The 24805-nt window shown below is 33.5% G+C and carries 25 protein-coding genes and 1 riboswitch; of the genes, 4 read left to right on the top strand and 21 right to left on the bottom strand.

Annotated features, from left to right (window positions below; genetic code table 11):
- Window positions 1-65 precede the first annotated feature (65 nt).
- The gene (gene xerA, locus ACKF5P_RS04745) at window positions 66-998 is read left to right on the top strand and encodes a site-specific tyrosine recombinase/integron integrase (protein WP_408956342.1); all 933 of its coding nucleotides are present in this window, start codon (window positions 66-68) and stop codon (window positions 996-998) included.
- Here the strand turns inward: xerA and ACKF5P_RS04740 are convergent.
- The gene (locus ACKF5P_RS04740; protein WP_408956341.1) at window positions 995-1453 is read right to left on the bottom strand and encodes a hypothetical protein; all 459 of its coding nucleotides are present in this window, start codon (window positions 1451-1453) and stop codon (window positions 995-997) included. The two genes, xerA and ACKF5P_RS04740, sit on opposite strands and share 4 nt — an antisense overlap.
- Window positions 1454-1596: 143 nt before the next feature.
- The gene (locus tag ACKF5P_RS04735) at window positions 1597-1749 is read right to left on the bottom strand and encodes a hypothetical protein (protein WP_408956340.1); all 153 of its coding nucleotides are present in this window, start codon (window positions 1747-1749) and stop codon (window positions 1597-1599) included.
- 134 nt (window positions 1750-1883) lie between these two features.
- On the opposite strand from ACKF5P_RS04735, the gene ACKF5P_RS04730 reads away from it, so the two are divergent.
- Window positions 1884-3425: an oligosaccharide flippase family protein gene (locus ACKF5P_RS04730; RefSeq protein ID WP_408956624.1), complete on the top strand. Its 1542-nt coding sequence runs from the start codon at window positions 1884-1886 to the stop codon at window positions 3423-3425.
- 151 nt (window positions 3426-3576) lie between these two features.
- On the opposite strand, the gene ACKF5P_RS04725 is transcribed toward ACKF5P_RS04730, so the two are convergent.
- The 16 genes from ACKF5P_RS04725 to ACKF5P_RS04650 form a co-directional block, all read right to left on the bottom strand.
- Window positions 3577-3762: a type Z 30S ribosomal protein S14 gene (locus ACKF5P_RS04725; RefSeq protein ID WP_408956339.1), complete on the bottom strand. Its 186-nt coding sequence runs from the start codon at window positions 3760-3762 to the stop codon at window positions 3577-3579.
- 92 nt (window positions 3763-3854) lie between these two features.
- Window positions 3855-5864 (bottom strand): sigma 54-interacting transcriptional regulator, encoded by a 2010-nt coding sequence (locus ACKF5P_RS04720; protein ID WP_408956338.1) that lies wholly within the window; start codon window positions 5862-5864, stop codon window positions 3855-3857.
- A gap of 145 nt (window positions 5865-6009) precedes the next feature.
- The gene (locus ACKF5P_RS04715; RefSeq protein ID WP_408956337.1) at window positions 6010-7356 is read right to left on the bottom strand and encodes a sodium-dependent transporter; all 1347 of its coding nucleotides are present in this window, start codon (window positions 7354-7356) and stop codon (window positions 6010-6012) included.
- 227 nt (window positions 7357-7583) lie between these two features.
- Window positions 7584-8498, bottom strand: coding sequence for a bifunctional enoyl-CoA hydratase/phosphate acetyltransferase (locus ACKF5P_RS04710; protein WP_408956336.1), 915 nt, complete (start codon window positions 8496-8498; stop codon window positions 7584-7586).
- A gap of 37 nt (window positions 8499-8535) precedes the next feature.
- Window positions 8536-9072, bottom strand: a complete 537-nt coding sequence (locus ACKF5P_RS04705; protein ID WP_408956335.1) for a 2-oxoacid:acceptor oxidoreductase family protein — start codon at window positions 9070-9072, stop codon at window positions 8536-8538.
- Between the two features lies 1 nt (window position 9073).
- Window positions 9074-9820: a thiamine pyrophosphate-dependent enzyme gene (locus ACKF5P_RS04700; protein WP_408956334.1), complete on the bottom strand. Its 747-nt coding sequence runs from the start codon at window positions 9818-9820 to the stop codon at window positions 9074-9076.
- The gene (locus ACKF5P_RS04695; protein WP_408956333.1) at window positions 9820-10875 is read right to left on the bottom strand and encodes a 3-methyl-2-oxobutanoate dehydrogenase subunit VorB; all 1056 of its coding nucleotides are present in this window, start codon (window positions 10873-10875) and stop codon (window positions 9820-9822) included. The genes ACKF5P_RS04700 and ACKF5P_RS04695 overlap by 1 nt, the downstream gene beginning before the upstream one ends.
- Window positions 10876-10932: 57 nt before the next feature.
- On the bottom strand, window positions 10933-11139 hold the full coding sequence (locus ACKF5P_RS04690) for a ferredoxin family protein (protein ID WP_408956332.1): 207 nt from the start codon (window positions 11137-11139) through the stop codon (window positions 10933-10935).
- Window positions 11140-11183: 44 nt separating this feature from the next.
- Window positions 11184-12257 carry a butyrate kinase gene (gene buk, locus ACKF5P_RS04685; RefSeq protein ID WP_408956331.1) on the bottom strand — a complete coding sequence of 358 codons (1074 nt, stop codon included), beginning with the start codon at window positions 12255-12257 and terminating at the stop codon, window positions 11184-11186.
- Between the two features lie 37 nt (window positions 12258-12294).
- Complete coding sequence (locus ACKF5P_RS04680) at window positions 12295-13377, bottom strand: Glu/Leu/Phe/Val family dehydrogenase (protein WP_408956330.1); 1083 nt, start codon at window positions 13375-13377, stop codon at window positions 12295-12297.
- A gap of 273 nt (window positions 13378-13650) precedes the next feature.
- On the bottom strand, window positions 13651-14847 hold the full coding sequence (locus ACKF5P_RS04675; protein WP_408956329.1) for an O-acetylhomoserine aminocarboxypropyltransferase/cysteine synthase family protein: 1197 nt from the start codon (window positions 14845-14847) through the stop codon (window positions 13651-13653).
- A 69-nt stretch (window positions 14848-14916) separates the two neighbouring features.
- Window positions 14917-15026, bottom strand: a riboswitch (SAM riboswitch).
- Between the two features lie 47 nt (window positions 15027-15073).
- A complete protein-coding gene (locus tag ACKF5P_RS04670; protein WP_408956328.1) occupies window positions 15074-16474 on the bottom strand; it encodes an ABC transporter substrate-binding protein in 1401 nt (466 codons plus the stop codon).
- Window positions 16475-16494: 20 nt separating this feature from the next.
- Window positions 16495-17430, bottom strand: a complete 936-nt coding sequence (locus tag ACKF5P_RS04665) for a peptidoglycan-binding protein (RefSeq protein WP_408956327.1) — start codon at window positions 17428-17430, stop codon at window positions 16495-16497.
- Window positions 17431-17756: 326 nt separating this feature from the next.
- Window positions 17757-18944 (bottom strand): tRNA uracil 4-sulfurtransferase ThiI, encoded by a 1188-nt coding sequence (gene thiI, locus ACKF5P_RS04660; RefSeq protein ID WP_408956326.1) that lies wholly within the window; start codon window positions 18942-18944, stop codon window positions 17757-17759.
- Between the two features lie 7 nt (window positions 18945-18951).
- Window positions 18952-20103: a cysteine desulfurase family protein gene (locus ACKF5P_RS04655; RefSeq protein WP_408956325.1), complete on the bottom strand. Its 1152-nt coding sequence runs from the start codon at window positions 20101-20103 to the stop codon at window positions 18952-18954.
- A gap of 31 nt (window positions 20104-20134) precedes the next feature.
- Window positions 20135-20437: an MTH1187 family thiamine-binding protein gene (locus tag ACKF5P_RS04650; protein WP_408956324.1), complete on the bottom strand. Its 303-nt coding sequence runs from the start codon at window positions 20435-20437 to the stop codon at window positions 20135-20137.
- A 287-nt stretch (window positions 20438-20724) separates the two neighbouring features.
- Here ACKF5P_RS04650 and ACKF5P_RS04645 point away from each other — a divergent pair, with 287 nt between their 5' ends.
- Together ACKF5P_RS04645 and ACKF5P_RS04640 are read left to right on the top strand one after the other, a co-directional pair.
- The gene (locus tag ACKF5P_RS04645; RefSeq protein WP_408956323.1) at window positions 20725-21498 is read left to right on the top strand and encodes a DUF1385 domain-containing protein; all 774 of its coding nucleotides are present in this window, start codon (window positions 20725-20727) and stop codon (window positions 21496-21498) included.
- Window positions 21499-21528: 30 nt separating this feature from the next.
- Complete coding sequence (locus ACKF5P_RS04640; protein ID WP_408956322.1) at window positions 21529-22095, top strand: 5' nucleotidase, NT5C type; 567 nt, start codon at window positions 21529-21531, stop codon at window positions 22093-22095.
- Between the two features lie 84 nt (window positions 22096-22179).
- On the opposite strand, the gene ACKF5P_RS04635 is transcribed toward ACKF5P_RS04640, so the two are convergent.
- The 3 genes from ACKF5P_RS04635 to ACKF5P_RS04625 all read right to left on the bottom strand — a co-directional run bounded on the left by ACKF5P_RS04635 (window position 22180) and on the right by ACKF5P_RS04625 (window position 24768).
- Window positions 22180-22464 (bottom strand): hypothetical protein, encoded by a 285-nt coding sequence (locus tag ACKF5P_RS04635; RefSeq protein WP_408956321.1) that lies wholly within the window; start codon window positions 22462-22464, stop codon window positions 22180-22182.
- A gap of 19 nt (window positions 22465-22483) precedes the next feature.
- Window positions 22484-23497, bottom strand: coding sequence for a spore photoproduct lyase (gene splB, locus ACKF5P_RS04630; protein WP_408956320.1), 1014 nt, complete (start codon window positions 23495-23497; stop codon window positions 22484-22486).
- Between the two features lie 287 nt (window positions 23498-23784).
- Window positions 23785-24768, bottom strand: a complete 984-nt coding sequence (locus ACKF5P_RS04625; protein WP_408956319.1) for an asparaginase — start codon at window positions 24766-24768, stop codon at window positions 23785-23787.
- Window positions 24769-24805 lie beyond the last annotated feature (37 nt).

Genomic DNA, 24805 nt, shown 5'->3' with positions numbered 1-24805 from the left:
ATATGAAAGTTTGAAATAAATCTGTAAAAGTAATATAATTTATTGTACAAGGAGGTATTTAACTGATGAAAAACATAAAGTATAAACAAGCAGTTCAAAGTTTTTTGAAATATTTAATAGCAGAACGTGGTTATTCTGAATTGACTGTTAAAGAATATGAACTTGATTTAAAATTATTTGCTAGGTACTTAAAAAGAGAATTCAATTATTCTGAAGAAAACCTAACAATCGATGAAATTAATGAGTTTCAGATTTCTGAATTTCTCGGTGATATTATTTTAGTTAAAGATAATTCAGCTGCAACAAGAAACCGTAAGTTATATAGTTTGCGTTCTTTTTTTAAATTCTTAAAAAAGAAAGGCTTCAGAGAAACAAACCCAGTTGAATCAATTGAACCAACCAAAACAAAATTAAAATCTGAACCAGTTTATCTTAGCTATAAAGAAATAAAAGAATATTTAAAAGCAATTAAAAGCTATGATTCTAAAAATAGAAATCGTGATTTAGCAATTATTAAAACTTTCCTTTATTGTGGATTACGTATTTCAGAGCTAGTTAGTCTGAATATAAATGATATTAATTATCAAGACCAATCAATTAAATTTTATGGTAAAGGTAACAAAGAACGTTATGTTCCATTACATAAGGAAGTTATTGATGCTATAAAAAATTATTTGCCAGATCGAAAGCAGATTACTCCCAATAATACTGATGCTAAAAAAGCCCTCTTCTTATCTAATCGTGGTAATCGAATCAGTACTCGAACAGTTCAAAAAATGGTTAAAAAATATGCTAAAAAAGCCGGAATTAAAAATGCTGAAAGTATAACCCCTCATAAATTAAGACATACTTTTGCTTCAATGTTATACCAAAGAACAAAGGACTTACGTGTGCTACAAGAACTATTAGGTCATAGTGATATTTCAACAACTCAAATTTATACTCATACAGATAAAGAACAGCGTAAGCACGCTGTTCAGCAAATGCCCGAGCTTTAATTTGAACTTTGTTTAAAGATATCTTCTAGAGCTGTTTCATACTCATTAAGATTACGGTTAGCTATCCATCTAATATCATTCAACTCCTCTCCCCTCTCCCATTCATCTTTTTTCTCCATTTTTTGTTTTAAGGTTTCTAACTCCATTAAATGTATATTAAGCATATTAATTTCTTCTTTAATCTTATCCAACGGGCCAACATCGAAAGTCCGATATTGTTCACGAATGAATCTAATTTCTTTTTCATCAGGATATTTATCGACTAAGTGGTAATTGATCTGATTTAAAGTTAGCATTGTTGATAACAAGTCGCTTCCTTTTCTCAATAACTCATCATCTTGATAATCTTGCTGGATAATATCATTAGATAAATCTATCATCTGTTGTAATAAATTAAACTGTTGATCCATTAATTGGTCATAATTATCAGTTTCATCTGCTAAATTCAATTTCATACTTTCACCCCTTCAATGTTGGTCATTATATTCTCTGAAATTAGTTTTCCCTGTTTTATTAATTGATATACATAGATTAGTTTGCTATATCTTTTTCAAGTATGTAAATTAAACTAATAACTTCTCGTGCAGTCTATAATTTGCTAAAATTCATCTTTGAAATCATCATCAACAATTAATAATTTATATATTTCTTTTAATTCATCCTTTTCAAAATCTGTTATTTGATTATTATCTTTTTTTGCCTTTAAATTTTTAGCCACTTTAATTAATCTTTTCACCTCATCTTCCTTCATCTTCTCTCCCCCTTGTTAGCTTTATTTATTCACTAACATTATATTGAAAATAAAATATTTTTGTTACTTTTAATACTTCACAGACCAATAAACTATATATTAATAAATAGAAAAGCAAAAGGAGTGATTACAAGATAAAACAACATTCATTAATTAAAGGTGCTTTTATTTTAATGTTGGCCGGCTTCTTTAATAGAGTATTAGGCTTTGTTCTAAGAATGATCTTGGTTAGAGTAATTGGAGATGAAGGATTAGGGTTGTTTCAGATGGTATTTCCTGTTTTTATAACCTGCTCTATCATTACCACAATGGGACTACCAGTAGCCATCTCTAAATTCACCTCTCAAGAAATGGCTAACAAAAACCATCAAATAGTCTTAAAGAATTTTAAATTAGCAATCTCTTTAGTAATAGCTAGTAGTCTAGTAGTTGTCTTTATTTTTGCTAATAGTGCTAATTTTATAGCTAACAATCTATTAAATGATCCTAGAACTTATCCTATTTTGCTTGCAGTTGCTCCAGCACTTTTTTTTGTTAGTATTTCTTCTATCTTACGAGGTTTTTTTCAAGGATTAAGAATTATGACTCCAACTGCTTTATCACAGATGATAGAACAGGTAACTAGGATGATTGTAACTTTATTTGTCTTATATAAATTAATTGAAGCTCCACTTAAACTTCAAGCAACTGGAGTAGCAATGGGAGTAACTATAGGAGAAGCAGTTGGCTTTTTAACATTATTGATCATCTTTTTCTTTTATTTGCCAGAAATAAAAAAGAATTGTTCAGAATCTAGTACTAAAAGAAGTTTTATTCTAATTAAAAAATTATTAAAATTTGGAGTTCCAATCACCTTAGGTCGACTTGTAGCTTCATTAATGTATAGTGTAGAGGCAATAGCTATTCCTGGCAAACTACAACAGATAGGATATAGTATTTCAGAGGCTACATCATTATATGGTCAATTATCAGGAATGGTATTACAATTGATTTATTTACCAACAATCATTACAATTGCATTAATGTCAAATCTAATTCCTGCTATTTCTGAATCAGCTGCTCACAATAATCAACAAGCAATCAGAAAGAAATCGCTAGAAGCAATCAGATTAACATTTTATTTGGGTATGTTAGCAGTGGTTATCTTATTTTTAGTCCCTCATGAAATTACTGATTTAATCTTTAATTATCCCCAAGCAGGTGATTATTTGAAGTTATTAGCCCTACCAGCTATATGCATGTATTTATCACAAATATTTGCTGGCATTATTCAAGGATTAGGTCAGCCCAATTTAGTTGTTAAAAATTCAATTGTAGGATTAGCAATTGAATTAGCTATTATTCAATCAGTTACCTTCTTTCCTCAGTTAGGATTTAATTTAATTATTTTAGCAATTGGAATTAGATATATTATTATATCTTTTCTACATTATAGATCGATTAATAATCAGGTTAAGTTACAGATACCAGTTGTTCATTTAGTTCTTAAACCAATTTTAGCTAGTAGTTTAGTAATTGCTATTTTACCACAGGTTTATAAAATGATTCATTATATGTCTAATAGTGACTTAATCAGCTTAGCTGTTTCGATTACATTAAGTAGTAGTTTTTATTTTGCTTTTTTAGTCTTGACTAACGGAATAACTAAAGAAGATCTAGAGAGATTGAAACCATAAAACAAGCAAAGTTCATTTCAGCTTAAGTCTAAAATAAGGCTAAGTAAGTAAATTAAATAAAAAACTCTTCTCTTAAATGAGAAGAGTTTTTTTAGATCTTACTTAAGCTCAAACTTAACCGCAGACTAAACTTATCTTAAGACAAGTTCACCTACCAGCTTGCTTTTCTTATACCCGGTAATTTCCCTTGATGGGCCAACTCTCTAAAGCAGATTCTACAAAGTTCAAATTTACGCAAAACACCATGAGGTCGTCCACAAACCTTACAACGATTCTCTTCTCTAGTGGAGAACTTTGCTTTTTTGTTTGCTCTTTCAATTTTTGCTTTACGAGCCACTATATTCCTCCCTCTTTTTTAATATTAAAATTTATTATTTATCAATTATTATAGCATGGTTTCTGAATAGATTAAATAGTACCAATTGCCATTTAATCTATTTTAAGCTTATTTAACTTATAATATAAACTTCTAATTGAAATATCTAATAACTCTGCTGCTTTAGTCTTATTTCCATCAGTTTTTTTGAGTGCTGCTTTAATTGCTTTTACTTCTGCTTTAGCAACTACTTCTGATAAGGTCTTACTTCTAACTTCAATTTCAGATATAAAATCATTATCTTCTGTATTAGATTCTTGATTATTATTATTTAATACTGGTAAATGTTTGCCAGTGATAACTTCATCTGTCTGTCCCATATTAATAATTGTTCTACCAATTATGTTCTCTAACTCCCTGACATTACCGGGCCAATCATACTCCATAAGCTTATCAAGCGCATTAGAAGAAATATCTGTGACCAACTTCCCATAATCTTGAGTATATTTTCTTAACAACATTCTAACTAGCTTAGGAATATCTCCTTTTCTATGACACAAAGGAGGGATAGAGATAGGAACGACATTAATACGATAGTATAAATCCTCCCTAAAAGAGCCTTCCTCTACCTCTTCTCTTAAATTAGCATTAGTAGCAACAATAACGCGTACATCGACCTCTTTTGGTTCAGTACCCCCTACTCTAGTTATCTCCTTTTCTTGCAGAACCCTCAATAATTTAGCTTGCAAATTAAAATCTAATTTTCCTATTTCATCCAAGAAAATTGTTCCTCTATTTGCCTCTTCGAACAATCCTTTCTTCCCTCCTTTTTTTGCCCCTGTAAAAGCCCCTTCTTCATAACCAAATAACTCACTTTCTAATAGAGAATCAGAAATAGCAGGACAATTAACACTAACAAAAGGTTTATTACTTCTTTTACTGGCATTATGAATAGCATGAGCAAATAGTTCCTTTCCTGTTCCGCTATCTCCTCGTAATAAAACAGTAGCAGGAGTTCTAGAAGCTTTCTTAGCTTTTTTAATAGCTAATGTTATTTCTGGAGTATCTCCAATAATATCTGCAAAGGTATATTTGGCTTTTAAATCTCTAATCATCCGTTTAGCTTCTGACAACTCTCGATTCAGCTGACGAATATTAGAAATATCATGGATTACCCCTACACTGCCTTTTAACTCTCCTTCAACCAGAATTGGAGAAACATTGACAATAACCTCTTTATGTTGCGGGCCAACCTTCATAGGTATTCCTGAAACAGGTTTTTTCGTCTTTAAAACCTTAAGGTGCATACTATCCCCTTCAGCAATATCAACAGTAGCAGATTTGCCGATTACATCCTTCTCTGTTAAACCTGTTATCTGAGTATAAGCAGGATTAATCATAATCCCTCGCCCTGTCTCATCAACTACCGAGATCGCATCTTGAGTAGAGTTAATAATCGCTTCTAACATACCTCTTATTTCCTTTGAATTAGTCAATTTCTCAGCTAAAGTTTTAACCTCAGTAACATCTCTAAAAACAGCAACAACAGCCATAACTCGACCATCTTTATTTTTGATAGGTACTCGATTAGTAATAATAACCTTATCACCAAGCGACTGTAATTGATTAATCTCTTTTTTACCTGTTTCTAAGACTTTAGTAAGCCCTGTATTAGGCACTAACCTTTTAATATCATAACCAATATAATCCTTGTCAAAATTAAGCAACTCCTTAGCTGCCTGATTGATCAAGGTAATCTTACCCTTATGATTAATAGCAATCATAGCATCATGAGTCGAATTAATAATTATTTTTTGCTTCTTTAATTTATATTTATACTCTTTTAATAATTGATCCCCTTTAATTATTGAATTTAATAATATTTCTACGATTTCAGGTTCAACAAAAGTCAAATCTAACTGAGAAAGATTTAAACTATCTTCAACAACTTCTCGATGAACAGTAGAAAATATTAAGTCAATCTCTGTAAAGTTAATCTCAACCTCTTTTAAATTGGCTACCGGAACCAAGGCAACTAATTCAACTTCTTCTAAGTTCTTAAAATGATTATTTAATAATTTGATATTAGCCTCTTTTTGATGGAGAATTACTGCCTGTTTCATAAAAAAACACCTCCCTAAATACTTAGCGATATTTATATTATATAGCTTCTAATCCAAAATAAACAACTCTTCCTTTAATTTAAAAATTAAATAAAAAAATAAAGAGAGCAAAAGCCCTCCTTATTTTTCAAATAAGATGTTTTTATTATACAAATGTCTGCCAAATGCTAACAAACATTATAACTGCAATTGCTGGTGGAATTATATATTTAATCATAATTTTAAACCAAACTCCAATCTTTAAAACACTGTTTCCTTGGTTAATCTCATCTAATATATCATCTGTTCTCCAGACATACCCAGCAAAGATAGCAGTCAATAAACCACCAACTGGTAAGAAAATACTATTAGCAAACCAATCATAGGTATCCAAGATATCCATTCCTAAAAACTGAATATCTGATAATGCACTATAACCAAGTAACGGTGGAATTCCTACTACAAAAACTACTATACCTATAATTTGAGCAGCCTTCTTCCGTTCCCATTGATGCTCGTCTACCATATAAGCCACAACAACCTCTAGTAGTGAAATTGATGAAGTAACAGCAGCTATCGTCAACAATACAAAAAATAGAAAGCCAAATAAAGCACCTAATGGCATTTCAGCAAAAACTGCCGGCAGAGTAATAAAAGTCAGCCCAGGACCCGCATCAGGACTTAACCCCAACGCAAAGACAGCTGGGAAGATAGCCAATCCAGCTAAAATAGCAATTAAAACATCAAAACCTAGTACATACCCTGCACTATCTGCTATATTATCATCATCTGACAAATAACTACCATAAGTGATCATTGCCCCCATACCCAAACTCAAGGTGAAAAAAGCTTGAGCAATAGCATCATTTAAGGTCTGAGCCGTTATCTGACTAAAATCAGGTGCCAAATAATAGACCAATCCTGCGCCTGCTCCTGATAGCGTCACTGAACGAAAGACTAATACTACCAATAATAAAAATAGGATAGGCATCAAAACCTTAACCGCCTTCTGAATCCCTTTGACTACTCCAGCACTGATAATTCCTACTGTAATAGCCATAAAGACTCCATGCCATAATAATGGTTCACCTACACCACTGATATGTTCTACAAAAACACCAGCAAAATCTGCTTCAGCAATAAAACCATTGGCTGCTTTGACGATATAAGCCATTGACCAACCTGCAATTACTGAATAATAACTTAAAATAGTGAACCCTGTAAAAACTCCTAAAGCACCAACTAGCCACCATGGAGTATTATCACGAGCAATAGCCTTGAAAGCTCCTACTGGATTCTTATGGCTCTTTCGACCTAAAGACATTTCTGTTAACAGTACTGGATAACCTATTAATATAACTGCTACTAAATAGATTAATAAAAATATAGCCCCTCCATTTTCTCCTGTGATATAGGGAAACCGCCAAATATTACCTAAACCAACAGCTGAACCAGCAGCAGCTAAAATAAATCCTAGTTTTGAAGTCCAACTTTCCCGTTTAGTAGATTTCATCTTCTTCCTCCTCATAGATTTAAGATAGTTTTATTGTCCTATATAAAGAACAACTGTTTTTTTACTCTACTACTCTGCTTTTCTTATATTCTACTAAAACTTATAAGTTGTATTTAAAAACTTAATCGCCTAATAAGGTACTATCACTTAATTTTCAGAATTGTTTTCCCTTGGGCTTATTTCTTATTTATATAATGTATTTATAGGTTGAACTTCCTTTATGAGAACTATTTATCTTTACTTAACTTACCCAAAGTAGCCAATTTACCTAAGATAATCGAATAAAACTTTGTCTGTACACTATCAGCTCGTGATGTAAAGACCATAGGCACCTTAGCCCCCATTGCCAAGCTAGCAGCCTCTAAGCCAGAATAGATAATCAAAGATTTATATAATACATTACCTACTTCTATATTAGGAACTAAGAGTATATCAGCTTCTCCTGCTACCGGACTATGAATCCCTTTTTGCTTTGCTGCTTCTTTACAGATCGCATTATCTAAAGCAAAAGGCCCATCGACAATAGTTCCTTTTATTTGTCCGCGATCTCCCATTTTAGCTAAAGCAGCTGCTTCAAGAGTTGCTGGCATAGCTGGATTAACTACTTCTACCGCAGCCAAAGCTGCTACTTTACTCTCTTTTACCCCCAAGGCTTGAGTTAGCTCAACAGAATTTTTAATAATTTCTACCTTTTCTTTCAGATCAGGTGCAATGTTGATGCCTCCATCAGTTACAACGACCATTCCATCTTTATCAGTAAGATTAATTAGGGTCACTGTGCTGAGAAGTCGATCCTGACGTAAGCCATACTTTTTATTTAGTAAGGCTTTGAGCATTGCTTTAGAACTCAATAGACCCTTCATTGGAAAGTCTGCTTCTCCCTTAGAAATCAGCTCAACTGCCTTATGAGCTGATTCTGTCTTAGAATCGGTTGTCATTATATGTTGGGGTTGATAATCGATCTTTTCAGCTTCAGTTTTAATCTGCTCTTCATCACCGATTAAAATTGCTTCAATTATTCCTAACTCCACTGCTCGCTTGACACTTTCTAAAACTATCTTGTTTTCTGCAGCAGCTACTGCTAATTTTAAAGTTGGTTCCGCTTTTGCTTCTTTAGTTAATTGATCAAAGTTCTCTAACATTAATCTCCCCTCTCCCTGCAAAGAGTCAATCTCAAATTTAAATTAAATCCTTCCCTTTGGCTAATGCTTTTTGATTTATAGTAACTAAATTTTGTCTATGCTCTGGCAAGATATCTGATATAGATTCATTAACTATAGTATAATCTACTAAGTCCATCTCTTCTAAGAAAGCTCCTAGCATAACTAGATTAGCTATTTTTGTATTCTCTAATTGATCTGCTATTTTATTAGCAGGAATTTCAATAATATTAATATCATCACGTTCAAAACTTTCTTCAATCAAGGAACTATTAATAAAAAGGTATCCTCCTGCTTTTACCTTAGGGCCAAACTTCATCAATGAAGGTCGGTTCATTACAATAGCAGTCGTTGGATTATCAACAACAGGTGCTGCTACCTTTTCATCAGAGACAATAACTGTACAGTTGGCAGTCCCACCTCTCATTTCTGGACCATAAGATGGAATCCAAGAAACTTCTTTCCCTTCTTTCATTCCAGAATAAGCCAGTAATTTACCCATCAACATAACTCCTTGACCTCCAAAACCAGCCATAATTATTTCTTCTTTTATCATTCTATTTTTCCACCTCCACATCTTTAATTGGTCCTAATGGATAGTATGGAATCATATTATCTTGTAACCATTCAATAGCCTCTTGCGGACTTACTCCCCAATTAGTAGGACAAGTAGATAAAACCTCTACTAAAGCAAAACCTTTCCCTTCTACTTGAATTTCAAAAGCCTTTTTAATTGCTTTTTTAGCTTTCTTTATATTTTGAGGGCTATCAACTGACACTCGAGCAATATAAGTTGAACCATCTAATGTTGCTAACATCTCTGACATTCTAATAGGATATCCTGCATCTTTTACTTTTCTACCTTCAGGAGAAGTAGTTGCTTTCTGATCTAATAAGGTTGTGGGAGCCATCTGGCCTCCAGTCATCCCAAAAATAGCATTATTAATAAAGATTGTCGTTAACTCTTCCCCTCTAGCTGCTGCATGTACGATTTCAGCAGTACCAATTGCTGCTAAATCACCATCTCCTTGATAGGTAAAGACTGTCTTATCAGAATGAACCCGTTTAATTCCAGTAGCTAAGGCTGGTGCTCGACCATGTGCAGCTTGATGCATATCCACATCAAAATATTCATAAGCCAAAACAGCACATCCTACCGGAGCTACTCCAATTGTCTCTTCTTGAATTTCCAATTCATCGATTACTTCAGCTACCAAGCGATGAACAATTCCATGTGTACAGCCAGGACAATAATGGAATTCTTTATCTGTCAATGCTTCAGGTTTACCTGCTATTTGTTCCATTATTCTATAACCCCCTTTAAGGCTTTCACAATTTCTTCTACCGACGGCACCATACCACCTGTTCTACCATAAAATTCAACCGGTTTTTCTCCGTTAACAGCCAATCTTACATCTTCAACCATTTGACCTGTGCTCATCTCTACTGTCAAGAAAGCATCTACCTGTTTTGCAGCTTGAGCTATTGTCTTTTTAGGGAAGGGGAATAGAGTTATTGGTCTTATTAAACCTACTTTGATCCCTTCAGATCTAGCCTCTTTAATAGCTGATTCAGCTATTCTAGCTGTGGTACCATAAGCAACTATTGCAAATTCAGCATCATCCATCTGCTTTTTTTCAACCTTGATTTCGTTTTTTTCAATATCTTTGTACTTTTTATCCAGTTTTAAATTATGCTTTTCCAGTTCACTAGCTTCAAGGTGTAAAGAGTTAATTACATTCTTCTCTCGTCCTGCTGCACCATCAGTAATCCAATCTTTTTTAGGTAATTTAACTTCTTGTTGCTCTTTAAATTCTACTGGTTCCATCATCTGACCGATAATCCCATCTCCAATAATCATAACTGGAGTCCTATATCTATCTGCAATATCAAAAGCTTCCATTGTTAAATCCACAGTTTCTTGTACAGAAGATGGTGCTAAAACTACCAACTTAAAATCACCATGAGCCATTCCTTTTGTAGCTTGGAAATAATCAGATTGAGCAGGTTGAATACCTCCCAATCCTGGCCCACCACGAACAATATTGACAATTACACAAGGTAATTCAGCACCTGCTATATAAGAAATCCCTTCTGCTTTCAAACTTATTCCTGGGCTAGATGAGGAAGTCATAACTCTAGCTCCAGCACCTGCTGCTCCATAAACCATATTAATTGCTGCTACTTCACTTTCCGCTTGTAAAAAACATCCATTTTCAACCTTAGGTAAGTTTTCAGCCATATAAGCTGGTATTGCATTCTGTGGAGTAATTGGATAACCGAAAAAATGTGTGCAACCTGCCTTAATTGCTGCTTCTGCAATTGCTTCATTACCCTTCATTAAGATTTTTTCACCCATATGTTAAGCCCTCCTATCATTTTTTTTAATTCTTGGCTTTAGAATTTAATTAACTAGTTAATCTTTATAAACCTCGATTACCACATCAGGACAGATACTTGCACAAAATCCACAAGCTATACATTTCTCTTCTTCTTTTACTGTAGCTGGGTAAAAGCCTTTAATGTTAATTTGCTCATCTATAACAACTATTTCTTTAGGGCAAACATTAATACAGAGCTCACATCCTTTACAACGATCTTGATCAAATTTTACCTGAGCCACTTTAGACTCCTCCTTTTAATTAATTTTGCGCTTTGAGTTGTCAGTTAGTTATAAATTTTAGGCTCTTCTCTTCCATTTAAAACTCGTAAAGCCCCCTGGGCCAACGCCTTTAATTCATTTTCTCCGGGATAGATCTTAACTGGAGCCATAAAACCAATCCTCTCTATAATCATTTCTGTAAAAATTTTAGAGTAAGCAATTCCACCAGTGATTACTATTGCATCAATCTCACCTTTTAAAACAGTTCCGACAGCTCCAATCCATTTAGCAACTTGATAAGCCATTGCTCGATAATAAAATCCAGCTTCTTGATCACCACCTTTGATTTTTTCTTCTATCTCTTTAGCATCAGCAGTACCACAATAAGCTGTCAATCCTCCTTGGCCCACAATCATTTTATAAACTTCACTCAAACTATAATCTCCAGAAAAAGATAACCTCATTAAATCCCCTGCTGGTAATGTACCACTTCTAGCTGGAGTAAATGGCCCTTCGCCATCTAAAGCATTATTGGCATCGACTACTCGACCTTGCTTATGAGCACCAATAGAGATTCCTCCTCCTAAATGGGCTACAATTAAATTTAAATCTTGATAGTCGACCCCTAAATCTGTCGATGCTTTTCTAGCCATAGCTTTTTGATTTAAAGCATGAAAAATTGATTTACGCTCAAATTTAGGATGCCCTGAAACTCTAGCAACCTCTTCAAATTCATCAACAACGACTGGGTCAACAATATAAGCTGGAATGTCAAATTCTTCTGCAATCTCTTGAGCAATCAATGCCCCAAGATTTGAGGCATGCTCTCCATAGATTCCAGTCTTTAAATCAGCCAACATTTGTTGATTAACTATATAAGTTCCACCAGTAATTGGCTTTAATAATCCACCCCGAGCTGAAATTGCATCTATACTCTCAAACTCGACTTCTTTTTGATGAAGAGCAGTTAAAATTGCCTCTTTTCTAAACTCAAACTCTTCTATTGTTCTATTAAATTTTTTAAGTTGAGTAGTATCATGTTTTAAATTAATCTCTAGTTCAGCTTCTTGGCCATCATAAATAGCAAATTTAGTAGAAGTCGAACCTGGATTGATCGTTAATATTTTAAACTTATTCATTTTTTCTTCCTCCTAACTACTATAAAATAACTTAAAACTATTTTTTTGGTCTGTAAAGATTATTTAAATTGCTCATCTTGTTAATTCGTTCTTCAGCCATTACATCTGCTGCCTTATAAGTTGGAATCCCATCGCGATCAGAAATTTCAAAGACTCGTTGAATCTTATCATAAATTTTTTCTACTTTTCTTTTAGAAGTTTTTGCATTATAACTAGCAGCAAAAACCTCTTCAGCAGCATTAATTACTCCCCCACCATTAATTACATAATCTGGAGCATAAATAATATCCATTAATTCAATTTTTTTACCATGATTTTCAGGTTCTTTTAATTGATTATTAGCAGAACCAGCAATAATATCACAATCTAATCGTTCCAAAGTCTGATCATTAATGATTCCTCCTAATGCAGTTGGAGCAAAAATATCACAACTAACATCATAAATTTCCTCTGGTGCTACAACTTCTACTCCAAATTCATTAACAACTCGTTTAATGTTATCTTCATATAAATCAGCTACTACTACTTCAACCCCCTCTTCAGCCAGGTGCTTAACCATATAATAACCTACATGACCTACACCTTGAACTGCAACCTTTTTACCTTTTAAAGAATCACTGCCATAAGCTCGTTTAGCTGCTGCTTTCATTCCACAATAAGTACCATAAGCTGTAAAAGGAGATGGATCACCACTCAAACCTGGCAAACCACAGACATGATCTGTTTCTTGATTAACCAATTGCATATCTTCAGTATTTATCCCTACATCCTCAGCAGTAATATAACGGCCATTTAAACTATCTACATAACGCCCAAAAGTTCTAAACAACTCTTCACTTTTATCCTTGCGAGCATCACCAATAATTACAGCCTTACCTCCACCAAGATTAAGTCCCATTGCAGCATTTTTATAAGTCATTCCTCGAGATAGTCGTAAACCATCTAATAATGCTTCATCTTCATCTTTATAATGCCACATTCTAGTACCACCTAAAGCTGGCCCTAATGTAGTATCATGAATATTAATAATCGCTTTTAAACCTGAGCTCTTGTCCTGGACAAAAACGATTTGCTCATAATCATACTTCTCTAAACATTCAAACTTTTCTAATTTTTTCATTTAAATCTCCTCCTTAAGCAAACTTGTTTTTTTAGTATGTTGTAAAGCAATCCCTTTCACCAATTATATAACGCAACTAATATACCAAACCTTACAGAATTATAAGAATTATCACAAAAAATAATATAATCCTTGATATATAAGGGATTATAAATCAAAATAAAACTGAAAGTGATAAAGTTAAATAAAAAAACAAGATTAAGTCTGCTATATTTTGCAGACTTAATCTTGTTTTGCAATAACTTGCATGAAAAAAATTGCAAGTGCCTCCTCCTATTCTACTGTTTTATTGAAAGCTTGTCTTAAATCAGCTATAATATCATCAACATTCTCAATTCCAATTGATAATCTGATTAAGTTATCGCTAATACCAGCATCTTCTTTTTCTTGTGCTGATAATTGCTCATGAGTAGTTGAGGCAGGATGAATGATTAATGTTCTAGTATCACCAATATTAGCTAATAAAGAACATAACTCAACACTATTAATTAACTTCTTACCAGCATTAAAACCACCTTTAATCCCAAAACAAACCATTCCTCCAAAATGTTTTTGTTGTTTTTGGGCCAATTCATACTGAGGATGACTTTCCAAACCAGGATATCTGACCCATTCTACTTGGGAGTGGCTCTCTAACCATTGAGCAACCTGGAATGCATTATTAGAGTGTCTCTCCATTCTCAATGACAATGTTTCTAATCCTTGTATGAACAACCAGGCATTCATCGGACTTAAGGCTGGCCCTGTATCACGATAACCTTCTGTTCTCATTTCAAAAAGTAGTTCCTCTGAACCAACAATAACCCCTCCAATTGAACTACCATGTCCGCCAATATATTTAGTAGCAGAGTGAACTACTACATCAGCGCCTAACTTAAGTGGTTGGGATAAATATGGTGTATTAAATGTATTGTCGACAACCAGCTTCAAATCGTTTTGATGGGCAATTTCAGCTACTGCTTCAATATCAACAATGTCTAATGTAGGGTTTCCTGGTGACTCTAAGTATAAAAATTTAGTCTCCTCTGTAATCCCCTCTTTCCAAGCAGTTAGATCATGAGGATCAACAAACTTAGTTTCTATTCCATATTTAGGCAAGGTAGTAGAAAATAAATTATATGTACCCCCATAAATATATTTTGAAGATAAAATTTCTCCTCCTCCTTCTGCCAAAGTAAGGGCTGTTAAATTGATTGCAGCCATTCCTGAAGAGGTCGCCAATCCCGCTTCTGCTCCTTCTAAAGCTGCTACTCTTTGCTCTAAAACAGAATTAGTTGGATTAGTAATTCTTGTGTAAATGTTACCGGCTTCCTCCAGAGCAAACAACCTTGCTGCATGATCTGCATCATCAAAAACATAGGAAGTAGTTTGATGAATCGGCACAGCCCTTGCTCCACTACTATCTTCTTTTGGATCATATCCCCCATGTAAAGCAATGGTATCAAACGAATAACCTTCTCTACTACTCATTATTAAATTCCCCCTTTATAAAATAAAAAAGCCTCTTCTAATAAGAAGAGGTTACTATCAAACAAATCCTTCTTATCTGCCGATACCGATTAGGTATTGCTGGAATTAGCACCTACCCTATATTATAGGGGGTTGCTGGGCTTCAATGGGCCAGATCCCTCAACCACTCTTGATAAGATAATACATTTATTTAATGATAACATAACAATTTGCTTATGTCAATTCTTTATTTTTCTGTCTTTTTATCTTTAGCTATATTTCGTTCCACAGCGCTCATCATTTTAGTGACAATCTCAGAAATCGGTTCATCTTCAAACCAAAAGCTATGATATCCCTCTTTAATTCTTTTCTTAGCTTTTCTTTCTAAGTTAAACCTAGCAAAAGAAGTTATCTCTTCAGAAACACCGCGATTTAAATATTCTAAAAGTTGAACTTTAATTTCTTCTTTTAGTTCCACCTTACTGAACCACTCTTCTTGTAATGGTAAATAAGCTGGTATTACATTTAATCTTTCAGCTAAAAAGAGAGTCTTTCTTTGAGCTAGAAATTGAGCAAGTTTATAGGAGGCTTTAGTATGCTTATCACCTTGATACTCCTCTTGACGAAATAGAAGCAAAGCCCTTGATTTTATAGGTACTACCCCTTTTTCAAATTTAGATGGTGGTGGTAGTAGAGTTAATTCAACTTCTTCATTAAGCTCTCTGTGGTAAAGATTATTTAATAACCAGAGATTAATCGGAGCAATTATTGCTGCTTGCTCTTCCCAAAAATATTGTAATAATTTTTCATTCATTCTCCTATCTTCTTGAGGAAAGCTATCATTATCCCGTAATCGCTCTAAAAAATTTAAAACTTCAGTAAGTTCTTCTTCAGTCAATATTAATTCTCCTTCAGAAGATACTAACCTTCCTTTGCCCGCTGCTATTAATAACTGATAAAATAATTCTGAAGCATACGGATTAAATATTACCACTTTATCTTTACCACTAAGTTCTTGACTTACCTTTTCAAAACCCTCCCAACTCCAACCTTTTTTTATTACTTTATTTATTTCTAAATCAGTTTGGGCCAACAGCCCTTTATTTCCTACCCAAACTTGTGGAGCTAACCAAGTAGGTAAGCCCCAGATTTCTTCCTCAGTTGACAGTGCTCTCAAAGTTAAAGGATCATACTCATCTAATTCCTTGGCTCCTGTTTCATCCTCTAAATTTAAAAAAGGACTGACAGGAAGTTGTAACTTCTCAGAAAGAAATTTAGTACCAAAGATATCATTATAAATGTCAGGTCCTCTACCTTCAGCTAGAGCATTCTTTACTTCAGTTTCACCTTCTGTAAATGATAGAAGTTTATAATTAACCTCAATATTAGGATAATACTTATTAAACTCTTTAATTGCACCTTCTAAAAACTTTTGATAGTCATCTTCCAAACCAAAAAATAGTGGATAATCCCAATAAGTTATCTGGTATACTTGGTTAGGGTCAAGCTTTACAGTGGGGTCAATACTGAATTTTTCCTCTGCCCTAAATTTAACATAAAAGGTGACAGCACCACTAATAAAAGTAATTAAGATTATAATTACAATTATGACTACCCAACTGAATTTAAACTTTAGTTTTTCCCACACCCTTAAAAACCCCTCTTTTCTTATTTAATCCCTAAAATATAAAAAGTATTATCATCTGCAATCAGGTTATCTTCTAAGCCATAGATATATTTAAATTCCTTCATTGCATCTTGAGTTCCCTCACCAAACCTTCCATCAGTATAACCAGGGTCAAAACCATGTTCTCTTAATTTTTCTTGAAATAATAAGACATCTCTACCTGTCTGGCCTGGTCTTAAATCATGGGTAATCTCAATCGGATCTCTATTACCGATAATTTTGACTCGAGTACCTACCTCAACCCAATTATAGAGGATTTTAACATCTCGATTAAACATTCTAATACAGCCATGACTGGCGGCAGTGCCGATCGAATGAGGCTTGTTAGTACCATGAATTCCATAAATTCCCCAGGGAACATTTAATCTCATCCATCTATCTCCAAAACCCCCTCCCCAATCAGCATCTTTAGCAATGATTGCCCATTCACCAATTGGAGATCTAGTCGAAGACTTTCCGACTGCTACCGGAAACTTATGATGAATCTCTCCATCAGAGTAGACTATCATCTCTTTTCTATAACCATCTATCAGTAAAGAAACCTCTCCAGTCGGTTCCTTTAGGTTTTGAGCAGTTGCTTCTAATAATACTTGATTGGCCACTTCGGTTATCTGTGCCCACGTCTGATCTCTAACCACTCCAGTAGCCGGCAATCCATTAGCAAACTGAAACCTTCTAACAGCTTGGTAAGTTTCCTGGTCATAGAGTGAACTCAATTTTCCTTTATAAAAACCTAATGCTGTCAATTCACGTTGTAACTCTAAAATATCATATCCTTCCATCTTCGGTTCTCGTAACCATAATTCCCGAGACTCTAAACAGTTATAATCAGGGCCAATAGCTTCTAAATAAATAGAATTAGTAATCATCAAGATAAACATGATAATGATTACGACAGACAAACTCTTCTTTAACATCAATAAACTCCTTCATAAATTAATAATCTTATCTAAAAATATGTCTAGGCAGCTAAGATTATACGAAAATTCAGTTTGAGTCTAAGGTTAAGGCTAAGTAAAATCAAAAAAAGAGGAATCTTTATTATATAATAAAGATTCCTCTTTAGATAACTATTGATATTAAGTCTAAGTTTAAGTAAGACCTAAAACCTTATGGTTTCAATGGTTGACTCAACCTCACCTTCGGGTTTATAAAAACCCTTCGTAATAAAAACCATTTCCTCAGCCTTAGACTTAAGCTATTTTATAATAAAGCTTTACTCTAATCTCTATAATAGCAATAATTACTCTCCAACAATAGAGATAACCTCAACCTCCTCCACTGCTTGTTGAATTAAATCTTCAATCTCTAGATCTTCTTCCCCAGCAAGAACCTGTTCTTTAGTCGGATGTGTTTCTGGAGTCTTAGGAACAAAAACAGTACAACAATCTTCATAAGGTTGGATTGAAGTCTGATAAGTTCCAATCATTTTAGCTTTTTCTTCTATCTCCAGCTTATCTAAACCGATCAATGGCCTAAAGACAGGCATCTCAGGAACAAGATTAGTTACATACATCGAATCTAAGGTCTGGCTGGCAACTTGGCCCATGCTTTCGCCCGTAATTAAGGCCTTGCCTTCTTGTTTAATAGTAATTCTTTCAGCTATATCCATCATTATTCTTCTCATAATAATTGTAATTAGATCAGCAGGACATTTATCATTCATCTCAGTCTGAATAGCAGTAAAATCAACTACATGTAGATCGATCTCGCCTTGATAATGGGCCAACACTTCAGCCAAATCAATCACCTTTTCTTTGGCCCGATCACTTGTAAAAGGAAAGCTGTGAAAATAAATAGGTACAATTTTTACGCCCCGTTTCATAGTCATCCAGCCTGCTACTGGACTATCAATTCCACCTGATAATAATAAACCTGCTTTACCTGTTACACCTAATGGTAGTCCTCCAACTCCTTTAAGATCTTGAGTATAGATATAAGCATACTTTGATCTAATTTCAACATTGACTGGAATTTCAGGTTGATGAACATCAACTTCTAAGCGACCATCTTCAGTATTAATTAAGACATGAGCTCCTAATTCTCTATTTAACTCCATACTATCTAATTCAAACCCCTTGTTAGAACGCCTAGCAATTATCTTAAAGGAAGTTTTGCCTCCCTTAGTATCCAACTGTTCATTGACCAGTTCTAAACAAGTAGCCTTAATCTTTTCCATATCTAAAGGCACCCGTTTAGTAGGACAGATCCCTACAATACCAAATACCTTCTGCAATCTTTCAACTACCTCTTCTTGTTCAAGATCTGTTCTAACATAGATTCTACCATAAGTCTTATAAACATCTAACTGCTTAGGTTCAGCTCTCTTCAACTGCTCTCGAATATTATTAACCAACTTATTTTCAAAAAGTGGTCTATTCTTTCCTTTGATTCCTATTTCACCATAACGAATTAAATATAACTGTTCCATTTTTTTATCACCTCTGTATGATCTCTTTTAAAGTAGTAATATGTTCTTTCAATCTATTGACTGTGTAATTGATCTCTTGCTTTGTTGTTTGAGAGGATAGACTGAATCTAATTGCCCCTTCAATTAAGTCATTTTTAACTCCAATCGCTTCTAATACATAACTAGGTGTTGCTAAGCGAGATGAACAAGCAGCCCCGGTAGAAACATAAATATTATCTTTTTCTAAACTATGGACCAGTATCTCTCCTTTAATTCCAGCAAATGAGATATTAACTATATGGGAGACCCCTTGTTCAATTGTTGGCCCATTTAAAGTACTACCTTCAACTTCATTTAGTATCCTATTAACTAATAATTTTTTAATTCGGGACATTTTAGCTGTGGAATCTTCTCGCTTAACCTCTTTTATTGCTGCTCCAAAGCCTACTATGCCTGATACATTCTCTGTACCAGGTCTGATTCCTGATTCTTGCTTACTACCTGAGATTAAATTATCAATTCTAGTACCATCTTTAATATATAACGCTCCTACTCCCTTTGGCCCGTGAATCTTATGAGCACTGATTGAATAGAGATCTATCCCTAATTTAGCCGGGAAAATATCTAGTTTAGTAAATGCTTGAACCCCATCAACATGAAAATAGAGATTATCATAATCAGCTATTAATCTTCCTATTTTAGCTACTGGTTGAATAGAACCTAGTTCATTATTAACCCCCATAATACTGACTAGAATAGTTTCATCAGTTAAGTACTTTTCTAATTGCTCTAGATCAATTATGCCAGCTTGATCTACATTAAGGTATTTAACATCATAACCTTGATCTTCTAATCTTTTAAAGAGGTTTAAGACTGAAGGGTGTTCAATAGAACTGGTAATAATCCTATTGCCATATCTGTGCAAAGCACTGACAGCACCTTTAATTGCTAAATTGTTAGCTTCTGTTCCACCAGAAGTAAAATAAATCTCATCAGTTTTAACCTTTAATTGATCAGCAACCTCTTTGCGGGCTACTTTGATTAACTTTTCAGCTTTTAACCCTTTACCATGTAATGAAGAAGGGTTACCATATGCTTTAGTTAATGTATGTTTCATCTTAGTTACAACTTCAGGATATGGTTTAGTTGTTGCAGCATTATCTAAATATATCTCTTCCATAATCAAATCCTCCATAATAATTATTTCTTAGTTAAGACTCTAATCTATCTTGTACTGAATCTAATTTCTGCTTCATACTGGCTTCTTTATCACGTCGCTCATCAATTTTGATCGCAGTCGTTACCCTTAATGCTCCTTCTTCAAAAGGATGGTTATGTATCTTCTTAATTACATTAAATATATCATCTAATTCTCCTTCGATAATTGTCCCCATTGGTGTAAGTTCATATCTAATATCTTCTTGCTCCAAAATTTCTTGACAGCCAGCTACATACTTACTCAGACTAGGTTCTTCTGTACCTATTGGTACTACAGTTACTTCTACAATAGCCATCTTATACCTCCTAAATTTCATTTGCTATTAAATATTTAATAGTTGAATCCATTAAGCCATTAAAATACTACACCTTACTTTTTTATTATCTCTAATCTACTCACTAGTTATGTAATCTATCTTTTTAACTTATAGCTCTGCTTTTTTAGTTGGCCTAATCTTGAATTCAATCTAAATTAAATTGGCATAGCATCTTTATTATACCAATTTATAAGAAAAATTAAAAGCATCTGTTGACATCTAACTAAAAAGAACATAAACTATTAGATAGTTGGGGGTGTTTTATCATGAAGATTGGTGGTAGGGCTTATAAAAATGGTGTTAGATTATTTGGAAAATCCTATTCTGTTAAAGCTTATTATGAAGATGATAAATTAAAATACACAATCCGTAAAAATAACATAAGTAACAATAAACTCTTTTTATTCTTTAAGAAGGTACCTTTTATTAGAGGAATTATCAGTATTATCTTTTCTTTAATTGCTTTTTTTAAGGAAGCAGGAGGTAATCCTAAAAGGTTTTGGCCTTTATTGGTACTCATCTTTTTGGAGATTGGACTTCAGATCCAATATAGATTTTTCCCTACTCAAACTGCTAGAGTTTTCAATTTTTTAGCAAAATTTAATTGGTTAACTTATCTTTTTTTAATCGGAGGAATATTATTAATATTAAGAACAACTTTATTAAAGGAAATTTTTAAATTTCATGGGGCTGAACATAAGGCAGTTAATTATTACCAATCAGATTCCCAGGGTAAACTGACTGACTACTCTCGGTTGGCCCGTAGGTGCGGAACAAATTTAGTTGTCTTTTATATGATCATTATTACTCTTTTTGATCTCTTTGGGATCAGCTTTAATGTTTATCTAATGAGTTTAGTTGCAATTGGTATTGCCTATGAAATTATCCTAATTGCACCCCGAGTTATTCTATTTGTCCCGTATTTATTTCAAAAGTTTACTACTATTGAACCTGATTCAAAACATCTAAAAGCTGCTCAAAAAGCATTAGAAGTTCTACTTAAAGAAGAAAATAAGCAACAAAGAAGACCTGTTGCTTAATTATAATTTTAATTTAATGAGGTGGTAGTTGTGAGAAAAATAATTGGTGTTGACATTGATGGAGTTTTAACGGCAGAAGGTAAAGGAGAAGATAACATTTGGCACCAAACTATCTGCAATTATTTTGATTTAACAGAAAGAAAAGAAGACGTTTATAATTTTGGAGATGCTTATGGATTAACAGATGAGCAGATTGAAGAATTTATGGAGGCCAATAGCTCTAAAATATATGAAGGTGCTGATTCTTCTCCTTATGCTAAAGAAGTACTAAATAGATTGAAAAAGAAAGATTTTACAATCATTTTAGTTACAGCTAGAACTGATACTCATAATCAATTGACAGCAAAGTGGTTAAAAAGACACCAAATCCCTTATGATGAATTAATCCATAATGAAAATAAGGCTGAAGCTTGTCAAAAGAAAGGAATTAATCTCTTTATTGATGATATGTTAGCTAATGTTCTTGCTGTTAAAGAAATTGGTGTTGAAGCACTATTAATGGATATGCATCATAATCGCCATTATAAGGGGGAGGTTATTCGAGTCAGTAATTGGTTAGAGATCGAAGCTGAAATCGAAAATTTTTTTGAAATATAAGTTTAATTTAAAAAGTGCTTAGGTATTTAAATACCTAAGCACTTTTTAAATTAATTCTAAATTCATGAGAAGCAATACGTTATCTTATTTTTTATTAGTTAAAGAGTGGTTGATCTTTTCTAAATCACTCTTCATTCCAATAAATAAAATAACCAGTTCACCTAGAGTATATAAAAATAGTGTTTTAAATAGTCCAATGAAAATTGGAAATAGAAGGTTGAATATATTAAATGCTATATGTTGGCCCGACCCTGGTGGTCCTTGCATAATAGTTAAAAATGTAATCAAATTTGTTCCTAAAAAGACTAATAACGCCAAAACTTTAAAGGCAATAGAGATGATTCTTAACACCTTATAATCTTCACTCATCGATCAAGTACCTCCTTTATTAAGTGAAATACTCCACTTCAGCTTGAGGAAAGAATTCATTGATTTTTTTAGTTAGATATTCCTTCAATTCCTCTGCTTGCTGTGGTGGATAAACATACTTACCAAAACCTTTATGGTGGTACTTCTCTTTATCTAATTTTAGTTTAGTATTAGGAAATCTATTCTCAATCAAATTCTTTGATCTAGTACTGAAACGATGCATAATTAATTCAAAGGTCAGATTACTGGCAGCAGGATTAACTAATCTAGCCTTTAATTCAGTTAATAAGTCAAGGTAATCCTCTTGCCAACCATCATAAATCATTAGCGGAGCTAAAATAAAACCCAACGGATAACCTGCTTGTTGTATTTTACTTGCTGCTGTGATTCTTTCATCTAAAGTAGAAGTTAAATGTTCGAAATTTTTGATTACATAACTGGAATTAAGGCTGAATCTAAACCTAGTATGATTATTATGCTTAATATCTAATAAACTATCAACATTAGAAAATTTAGTAACAACCCTTAAACGACCTCGGTCTTGTTTGGCAAAATATTTTATAATTTTTGCTAAAGAACCGGTTAAGTGCTCAACAGCTACTGGATCAGAAGAGCTACTTGCTTCAAAAGTAATAATCTCTCCTCTACCCTTTCTAATATGCTTTTTGACTGCTTTTAGTATCTCTTTAAGGTTAACATAAATTCTAAGATAAGCAGCTGAACCGAGATTTTTAGCTAGATAACAGTATTCACATTTAGCTGGACAGCTCGTGCTAGTTACTAATCTGTAATCAGCGGAAGGTTGACAGGATTTAAAGTTCAATGTTTTCTTGACTCCTATAACTAATGTTTCCTTATTCCAATTAAAGAGTTCAATTGGATTCATCTCTTTTTCTGCCCTGACTCGATTATGGGATTCAATATAATCTATTGGTATTCCTGTATCTTTGAATTTTTTTTCAAGTTCTTGGGCCAATTTATAATTTAAAGCATCATGCTCTATTAAAACTCGCTTAGGCTCAAATTTTTTCAACGATTATCCCCCCCATTAAAAGCAGTTAATATTTAACAATAAATAGTTATTTCTTTATTTTAAAAGTTATACTATATTGATATACAGTGGCACTTTTCGTTCGTAAAAGAATGTGTTTTTGTAGGGGCGACTCTCCGTGGTCGCCCGTGATTTAACATGGGCAGGCACAGAGACCTGCCCCTACAAATATCATTTCTACCCGCCAAATCAAAAGTGCCACATTATTGTAATAAAGATAAAAATAGCTACCGATTTAATAATCAGTAGCTATTAACCATTACTATATATTATGTTTTCAATTTCAAATAATATTCTCGAATCTTTGATTGGGATAAATTTTTACCTAATAGTAACATTAATAATAAGCGAGCTTTGGTACTAGTTAAACCTCCAGCAAAGATTAGCTCTAGATCTCTAATATTAGCCTTTCCTCCGGAAGCTCCATATAAATTATAAACCCGCCCTTCATAAGAGCGTGAAGTAATTACAATTGGAACTTCTTCTTTCTTAGCTCTAACCAATCCAGGAATTATCTTTTCTGGTAAAGTCCCTAAACCAAAAGCTTCGATTATTAAACCCTGGCAGCCGTAATCAAGTGCAGCTTGGATCAATCTGTCATCACTGCCGATTGCTAATTTGATAATCTCTACCCGTTCCTCTAATTGTTCAGCTTCAATTGTAATTTGAGAAGGTAGATCATATGAATAATGAATCCCCGAATGGTCGATAGTACCTATTGGCCCGCAATTTAGTGAAGAGAAAGCATTTAACTTATTAGTATGCATTTTAGATAAAAATCTAGCTGCATGTATCTCTTCATTTATAACTGCCAAAACTCCTTTATTCTTACTCTGAGGACTTAAGATTGTCTGAATTGACTGGACTAAGTTAGCCGCTCCATCAGAGTTGAGTTGATTAAAACTTCTTAAAGCTCCAGTAATTACTACCGGCTTCTTTACATCTAAGACTAAATCTAGTAAGTAAGCTGTTTCTTCTAAAGTATCAGTTCCATGGGTAATTAACACCCCATCTACTTCTTCTTCAGTTAACGCTTTTTTTACTAATTTAGCTAGTTCTAATAACATTGGAGCAGTTAGTTGAGAACTATCCATGTTAGCATACTGAATTAATTCCAAATCAGCCATTTTAGCCAGTTGTGGTACTTGTTGTAATAGATCAATTCCAGATAATTTAGGTACAATCTGACCTGTATTTTCATCTTCTCCCATTGCTATCGTTCCACCGGTGGTAATAAGTTTAATCTTCTTCACGTTTTTGGCCCCCTTATAATAAATTTCATTAACTTAG

The sequence above is a fragment of the Natroniella sp. ANB-PHB2 genome, from assembly GCF_046097105.1.
Lineage (GTDB): Bacteria > Bacillota > Halanaerobiia > Halobacteroidales > Halobacteroidaceae > Natroniella.
Note: the sequence above shows the minus strand (reverse complement) of the source record. Positions and strands in the feature narration are given on the sequence as shown.